The sequence below is a fragment of the Acinetobacter sp. S4400-12 genome (genome assembly GCF_024129495.1).
Classification (GTDB): Bacteria; Pseudomonadota; Gammaproteobacteria; order Pseudomonadales; family Moraxellaceae; genus Acinetobacter; species Acinetobacter lwoffii_C.
The window spans coordinates 166732-174639 of record NZ_JAMXYB010000003.1; the positions used below are offsets into that span (position 1 = coordinate 166732).

A 7908-nucleotide genomic window follows, 5' to 3' on the forward strand; every position below is an offset into this window, starting at 1 on the left:
CATTTAAGCGACAGATCGTTTGGTTTTTAAAACAATGATCCGGGAAGATATTCAAACAAAATTACCCACACGCCGCAAAGCAGCAGAGAGCTGCCAATAATCCGTTTGATTCGGGTGCGGCGAGTAGTCATTCTTTATCTTCCTTCCAGATTAAGGCGTGTTTAGGGCTTCAAGATAGCGGCAATTCACTTCTTTCCAGTTTATGACATTCATAAAAGCAGCAATATATTCAGGGCGGCGGTTTTGGTATTTCAAGTAATAAGCATGTTCCCAGACATCCAGTCCAAGAATAGGGATATTGCCATGCATCAGTGGAGAATCCTGATTGGCACTGCTTTCAATAATGATTGTTTTATCCGGTGCCACACTTAGCCATGCCCAGCCACTGCTGAAACGTGTCAGTGCAGCTTTGGTCAAAGCCTTTTTAAAAGCTTCAAAACCGCCTAGTTCTGTATCAATAGCTTGTGCAACTTCCCCTTGGGGATGACCACCGCCTTCAGGACTCATGATGCTCCAAAAAAAAGAGTGGTTGGCATGACCGCCCGCATTATTAATGACATTGTTTTTTAAAGGTTCTGGTACTTGATTGAATTTTGTTACCAGTGTTTCAACAGACAAATCTTCCCATTCTGTACCTGCAATACCCGCGTTAATATTATTGATATAAGTCTGATGATGCTTGTTGTGATGGATCTCTATAGTTTTGGCATCAAGATGAGGTTCAAGTACATCATAAGCATAGGGCAGTGGCGGAAGTACATAGCTCATTTTATTGTTCCTCAGTGTCACCAGGTTGCGGATTGGACTAAGAAATAAAATACGCCTGAAGTTGATAAAGTACAATGAGAATTATTATCACTAGTGTTGCGGTGCGTTAAGTCTTTGTTCAGATGCTAACCTGCTGTGCAAGATATTTTCTTCACACCATAAAAAAACCCCTCGAAAGGGGTTTTAATTAAAAACAATGAAAAACTTAAGCTTAAAAATCAATTACACGTTAAAACGGAAATGTAGAACATCACCATCCTGAACGATATAGGTTTTACCTTCCAAACGCCATTTACCTGCTTCTTTGGCACCTGCTTCGCCGTTGTACTGTACGAAATCATCATAAGCAATACATTCAGCACGGATGAAACCTTTTTCAAAGTCTGTATGGATCACTCCTGCGGCCTGAGGAGCAGTTGCACCTACTTTTACAGTCCAGGCACGAACTTCCTGTACGCCTGCCGTGAAATAAGTCTGCAAGCCAAGCAAAGCATAACCTGCGCGAATAACCACGTTTAATCCAGGTTCTTCCATACCAAGTGCTTCAAGGAACTCATTGCGGTCTTCATCTTCAAGCAGTGATATTTCAGCTTCAATCTGGTTGCACAAAGGCACTACAATTGCATTTTCCGTACTTGCCAGTTCACGTACTGCATCCAGGTGCGGGTTGTTTTCAAAACCATCCTCAGCCACGTTGGCAATATACATGGTAGGTTTTAATGTCAATAAACCAAAACCACGAACCAGTTTACGTTCATCATCATCCAGATCGGCAGCACGGGCAGGCTTGCCTTCATCTAGCAAAGGCAGGATTTTTTCAAGTACGGTTTTGGTCGCAACGGCTTCTTTATCGCCGCCTTTTGCAGACTTGGCCAGACGGGTGACAGCTTTGGTCACTGTTTCAAGGTCAGCTAGGGCCAGTTCGGTATTAATGGTCGCAATATCATCTAAAGGATCAATTTTACCATTCACATGAATGACATTTTCATCTTCGAAACAGCGAACTACATGTGCAATTGCATCCGTTTCACGGATATTGGCCAAGAACTGGTTACCCAGACCTTCACCTTTCGATGCGCCTGCCACCAGACCTGCGATGTCCACAAATTCCATCGTGGTTGGAATAACGCGTTGTGGTTTTACAATTTCAGCAAGCTTGTCTAAACGCATGTCCGGTACAGGCACGATACCTGTATTGGGCTCAATGGTACAGAATGGGAAGTTCTCTGCAGCAATAGCAGCTTTAGTTAATGCATTGAAAAGCGTAGATTTACCAACGTTCGGCAGGCCTACAATACCACAATTAAAACCCATGAAATAACTCACAAAGCGTTATATAAAAATTGCCTGTGATTTTACATGAAAGCCGCACCAAAGTCAGGTGATGTGTATTAGCTTTATTGCAATCGGACCATTTTTGATAGAGTCTGGATAAATCGAAAAAACCAGAGGAAAATAAGCAGATGCTGGCCTAACAAGAGCGGCTTGACCCTCATGATGTTAATTTTAAATAAAAATCACATTGTTTTTAAACAGGCGAATGTCTAAAGTAGCTGGAATAACCATTAGACGAAAATAGTCCTCATCTTGGCATATATACGGAGCATGCATGCGAACTCTATACCAGTTTCCTTTATCTCACTTTTGTGAAAAAGCGCGCTGGATGTTGGACCATAAAGAGCTGGACTATGTTGCACAGAACCTGATTCCCGGGGTACATCGGGCATTTGCCCGACTGAAAACCGGACAAAACCGCCTGCCAATTCTGCGTGATCAGGACCGGTGGATTGCCGATTCCACCCAGATTACACTATATCTAGATGATGCCTATCCGGAACATGGCCTGCTGTACCCAGAAGGCCCATGGCGCCAGCAAAGTTTAAATATTAATGAAATGACCTTGGAGCTAGGGCGGCATGTCAGACGCTGGATGTTGGCTCAGGCTTTGGCATATGATGATGAATCCATGGATATTTTAATTGGTGAGCAAGGTTATTTACGTCAGTTTGAAAAATACTCCCGGCCTCTTTTAAAAGCGGTGGTGGCCAGAGGCTATGCGCTGAATGAAGAAACAGTGGCGGAGTCTAGACAGCAGATTGATGTTGCGGTACAGCGGCTCAATGCCTTGCTGGTGCAAGCGGGTGGACAATATTTTGTGGGTTCACGTTTGGGGCTGGCGGATATTGCCGTGTGTTCGATGCTGGCCCCTTTATTGGCCATTCCCGGTACGCCTTGGGAAAAAGAAAACTTTGAAAATCTCTCCGAAGAATACCGTGAATATCAGCAGTATCTGGAAGACTTACCCCTTGGACAATATATCTGCCGGATCTACCGGACTGAACGTTGTGCGCGGGTCGACTGGCGTGGAGTATAGCCTGAGTTATATTCTGTGTATATTAAATGACAGCAAAGTTTTAAGATTCAAATCGTAAGATATAAAAAATCTTGAAAGCTACTGGTTATTCCAAAAATATTTTCAAAATAAGCAAATCTTGTGAAAATTACCGAAATGTTGTGTAGGATTTTTTAAAGTTAATCCTGCATTTCTAAAGAGATAGATAAGAGTATAAATATGGAGCTGGATCGTTTCGATAAACATATTCTGGAAATTTTAACCCATGAAGACATTAACCTGAATGAGCTGTCGGAGCGAGTAAATCTGTCAGTTAGTTCCGTACACCGCCGTATCAAGCATCTGATTGATCAGAATATTATGAGTGGTTTGAAGCGGGAGATTAATTATCAAAAGCTTGGCTTTAGCCTGCATGTGCTGTTGCAAGTTTCTTTAAGCAAACATGATAGTGATACTTTTGCCAAATTTCTGGAAGAGTTGGAAGATATTCCTGAGGTCATTCATGCTTTTCTCGTGACGGGACAATCAGCCGATTTTATTGTAGAAGTGGTTGCGCGTGATATGGAAAACTACAGTGAAATCTTGTTAAATAAAATTGGCAAGATCGAGCATGTGGTGGCTCTGCATTCCAGTTTTGTGATCAAGGAATACAATGTCTTTAATTGTAGTGGGCTATTAAACAAAGTTTAAAATATCCAATTATTTCTAACAAGTTTCAATAAAAAACGCACCTGAAGGTGCGTTTTTTATTCTAAAGCCTATTAAGTATCTAGCTGCGCTAATACTTCATCAGAGAATTCTACGTTGGTATACACGTTTTGAACATCATCCAGATCTTCAAGCATATCAATCATTTTCATGATTTTTTTCGCTTGTTCAATGTCCGTGATTTCAGCCTTGGTTGAAGGACTCATCACCACTTCTGCATTGTCAGACTTTAAGCCAGCAGCGGATAAAGCATCCTGTACCGTACCAAAGGCTTCTGGCGTGGTGATGACCAGAATCTGATCTTCATCCACTTCAATGTCATCTGCACCTGCTTCAAGTGCAACTTCCATAATCTGGTCTTCTAAAGACACATCTTCAAAAGAAATTTCACCACGTTTGGTGAACAGGAACGCAACCGAGCCATTTGTACCGAGATTACCGTCTGTTTTAGAAAAACAGTGGCGGACATCCGGAACGGTACGGTTCAGGTTATCAGTCATGGTCTCTACAATCACGGCAACGCCGCCTACGCCATAACCTTCATAAGTGACTTCTTTTAGATCGTCATTATCTTCACCGCCTGCACCGCGCTGAATTGCACGGTTGATGACATCACGTGTCATATTCACAGATAATGCCTTTTCCACTACAGCACGTAGACGAGGGTTGCTGCCGACATCTGGACCGCCGAGTTTAGCAGCAGTTGTCAATTCACGAATATATTTGGTAAACAACTTACCACGACTAGCATCTTGTTTTGCTTTGCGATGCTTAATATTGGCCCACTTGGAATGACCCGCCATGCGAAATATGCTCCTTGTAGATCGGCTGTATGCCTATCGAATTGGGCAGATTCTACCATAAGGTATTTTTTTGAAAATAGAGGCTAGATTTGAGATTTCAGCATAATGTCGAAAAAATCCTTAAAAAGGAAAACTATAGCAACAGAAACGAAAAACAAGGCAGAAAATAATATAAATAGAGAGGCAAACCCAGTAAGGGGGGAAAGTCGTTGCTTATGAGCTCTGCCTCAGTATTTATTCTGGAATAATAATCTCCAGCCCTACCTGGTCTTTATAAAGCTGCTTGATTAAAGCTAGATCATGAGACAGTTCAGTCGGATAGATTTTTCCAAAAATACCACCTTGTTTGGTTTTTGAGTTGGCATACATCAAGACAATGGGAACATTGGCTGCTTTGGCAATATGCCAGAAACCTGTGCGGATCGGTTTGCGTACTTCAGCACTTTTGGCACGGGTTGCTTCTGGCGCAATGACCAGATTAAATTTTTCATGCTGCTGGAAATGCTCCACCATCAAGCTCACAATATCTTTATTCGCTTGACGATCAACAGGGATACCCCCTATGGCTTTTAAAAGTGGTTTCAATGGTCCTTTAAATAACTCTTTTTTGATTAGCGTATGAATCTTCAGGTCATAAATCTGAAATAGTGCCAGTGAAAGTACAGCGTCTAGCATTGAAGTATGTTCAAAGCCAACGATGACCTGTTTGTCTTCCAATACATTCGGTTCCACATGGTATTGCCAACCGGCAAGTTTAAATGCAGATTCACCAAGAAATTTGTTCAGCATAAGAGAAAGTCAAAGTATATCTATGAAATAGTGAGTGCTAATTTCTGCCTGTTTTGGTGTGCAGTCAATAGAAAAGTGGAGTTAATATGCAAATAAAATGCAGAGGTATGGAAAAGGCAGAAGTCGCCAAAAGCGAATCTTACTTAGACGTAGATGTAATAAATATAATTGATTAAATATAAAACAAATATGAGTTGATATAAAAAATATATTAAAAAGGTCTTTTAGGGGCTGTTCAGAAAGCGTGAATCTTATTAGACTTTTGTCGTAGGTTCAAAAGTTGAGCTTTGAGTTTTATTCAAACAAATTGCCCCTGGGAGACTAGAAAAAATGACGTATATTACTGCTGTTCTATTTGCATCTGTCATTTTTGCACTCGTTATTGTATGGTCTTTGATTGAATTTTATACGGAATCTAAGAGGATTAAGCAATTTGATTAATTTTAAAACTTTCATATTTCAATCATGTGAAGTGTTAAAATTCCTATAAATAAAAGTTTTTTATCATTAATCCTTTAGTTATATGTTTTAAGTAATATTTAAAAACGATAAGTAATCATTTCATTTCAACAATTTTCATCCATTAGAGAAATTTGCTGATTTGAATTGTTGCGTTAATGTGCAAGCGGTATGAAAAAGGCTTGTATTTTAAAATAATCTCCGCTACTATTCTCTGCGACTGAACTTGTTGATATATAACAAATTCAGCCTATAGGGCCTATAGCTCAGTTGGTTAGAGCAGCGGACTCATAATCCGTTGGTCGACAGTTCAAGTCTGTCTGGGCCCACCATATAAAACAACCACTTACGTGTACTAATCGTAAGTGGTTTTTTTGTTTTTAGATTCTGGTAAGCAAATGGTAAGCAGCTTAAATCAACATTATTCTGTAAGCATTCGCTAAACCCCATAGCTATTTTTTAATTTGAGTTGGGTTTCCATCGGTGTGGAAGTAATTCTTCAATCTGGGTCACTTTATGTATCGGCAACCTTTTCGGCACATCACTTAATTGGGCATGCGGATCCAGTCCATTCAGCTTTGCTGACTGAATCAGGTGTATGATATTAGCTGCTCGCTGACAACTGCTCATCGAGCCAGCAAATAACTAGTTATTACGTCCCAAGGCCCTGGAACACATCTGATTTTAGATCCCTTATGAAGCAATGCTTCTTATGTTGATTGGTAAGTTACCATCAACCAGATAGCGGCCAGAGTGCTTGCCAGTTTTTTAGGCTGTAGTTGATCCTCAGAGCGGTTAGGGAATCCGATAGCAGCGTCAGATGGTGTTAGTTGAGCCATTAATATAGTCTTGATTTGAGGTATTCATTAAAGCGTTCAACTTTGCCTTTGGTCTGTACATAGTAGGGCTTACATAGCGGGGGCAAAAACCATATTTTTTTTAACACAGTTGAGCTGTTAGAGTTCAAGTTTGGTGACTGATTATATTGTTGCAAGATATTCCCTTAAGATTCTGACCGTTTCTAGATATTCAAACTCTAAAACTTCTTGGTAGAACACAACGGCAGGAATCCATTCAGGATAAACAGCATTTATGCGTTCGAGCAAATAAAGTTTATATAAGTCAAGAATACATATTCTAGGTTATAAGCCGATACTGTAGTGTGAACTTGAGCTGTAAATATTTACGCATTGTATTTTTAGATACTACAAGTTTTTGATTTATTAAATTAAAATAATAAACCTTGTTTATACGGTGTGTGGACTGTTACTTCTTGCACTAAAAATAAAATTTTTGAGTATTTTAAAATGACGTTATATTAACTATTGGGTTACTTTTAATACTGCTATAGGGATATTTTACACTGCTGATAAAATATAAAAATTAAACCCAATTGATATATTAACTTAACCTGTTATTGTGTTATTGTAATGAAGTAGGTCAACTGTATGATAAATTTTTAATTGTAATCTTATTCTCTAGTATATTGTGATTTTAAATAATGATGTTTAAGGAGTATAGTTAAATAATATATTTCAAAAAAATAATAAATATAATAGATATCTTGCGTTAGTCAAAATTTAATCAGTGGTAAGCTTTGATTTTTAAATAAATATCAAAGTCTAAAATAGTCAAAATAATACTTTCGCAAGAGGTCTAATTATTATGTTTAATGGTTTTTAATGAGGTTCTATTTGAACAGTAAAATTATAATTTTTATATTTTTTAATTAAGTAATAGAAAGTATATAAAGAATTTTGGTTTGTTAGACCGATTCTTCCGAACTGAGTGCTGTTGAAGATAATGAGATTGACAGTCCCTTGGAAGGTACTCATTTTACTTTTGTGGTTCCATATTTTCATCAAAAATATCTCATATAAATCAATGCCATGGTTTTTATTCTGGGTTTTTTTAAATCTTCTTTAGTATTATGAAATGGCTTTGTTGCACAAAGATTTAAAAGACAACACTCTGCTCATTTGAACAGAATTCAAGTGACAACTTGGGTATGAGGACGACCTAATTCTG

The 7908-nt window shown here is 38.9% G+C and carries 6 protein-coding genes, 1 tRNA gene and 1 pseudogene; 3 read left to right on the forward strand and 5 right to left on the reverse strand.

Features of this window, described 5'->3' with window-relative positions:
• Positions 1–150: 150 nt before the first annotated feature.
• Both NI461_RS03095 and ychF read right to left on the reverse strand, forming a co-directional pair.
• On the reverse strand, positions 151–768 hold the full coding sequence (locus NI461_RS03095) for a superoxide dismutase (RefSeq protein WP_253156545.1): 618 nt from the start codon (positions 766–768) through the stop codon (positions 151–153).
• 222 nt (positions 769–990) lie between these two features.
• Complete coding sequence (gene ychF / locus NI461_RS03100; RefSeq protein WP_151204740.1) at positions 991–2082, reverse strand: redox-regulated ATPase YchF; 1092 nt, start codon at positions 2080–2082, stop codon at positions 991–993.
• A 295-nt stretch (positions 2083–2377) separates the two neighbouring features.
• Here ychF and NI461_RS03105 point away from each other — a divergent pair, with 295 nt between their 5' ends.
• The gene (locus NI461_RS03105) at positions 2378–3142 is read left to right on the forward strand and encodes a glutathione S-transferase family protein (protein ID WP_151204739.1); all 765 of its coding nucleotides are present in this window, start codon (positions 2378–2380) and stop codon (positions 3140–3142) included.
• Positions 3143–3340: 198 nt separating this feature from the next.
• The gene (locus NI461_RS03110) at positions 3341–3811 is read left to right on the forward strand and encodes an Lrp/AsnC family transcriptional regulator (protein WP_151204738.1); all 471 of its coding nucleotides are present in this window, start codon (positions 3341–3343) and stop codon (positions 3809–3811) included.
• 71 nt (positions 3812–3882) lie between these two features.
• Here the strand turns inward: NI461_RS03110 and NI461_RS03115 are convergent, their stop codons facing one another.
• Positions 3883–4632 (reverse strand): YebC/PmpR family DNA-binding transcriptional regulator, encoded by a 750-nt coding sequence (locus NI461_RS03115; protein ID WP_151204737.1) that lies wholly within the window; start codon positions 4630–4632, stop codon positions 3883–3885.
• Positions 4633–4866: 234 nt separating this feature from the next.
• A complete protein-coding gene (locus NI461_RS03120; RefSeq protein ID WP_151204736.1) occupies positions 4867–5421 on the reverse strand; it encodes a 1-acyl-sn-glycerol-3-phosphate acyltransferase in 555 nt (184 codons plus the stop codon).
• Between the two features lie 714 nt (positions 5422–6135).
• Here NI461_RS03120 and NI461_RS03125 point away from each other — a divergent pair.
• A tRNA-Ile gene (locus tag NI461_RS03125) sits at positions 6136–6212 on the forward strand.
• A 127-nt stretch (positions 6213–6339) separates the two neighbouring features.
• Here NI461_RS03125 and NI461_RS03130 read toward each other — a convergent pair.
• Positions 6340–6730: pseudogene (locus tag NI461_RS03130) on the reverse strand (transposase domain-containing protein); the annotation flags it as partial.
• Between the last annotated feature and the right edge of the window lie 1178 nt (positions 6731–7908).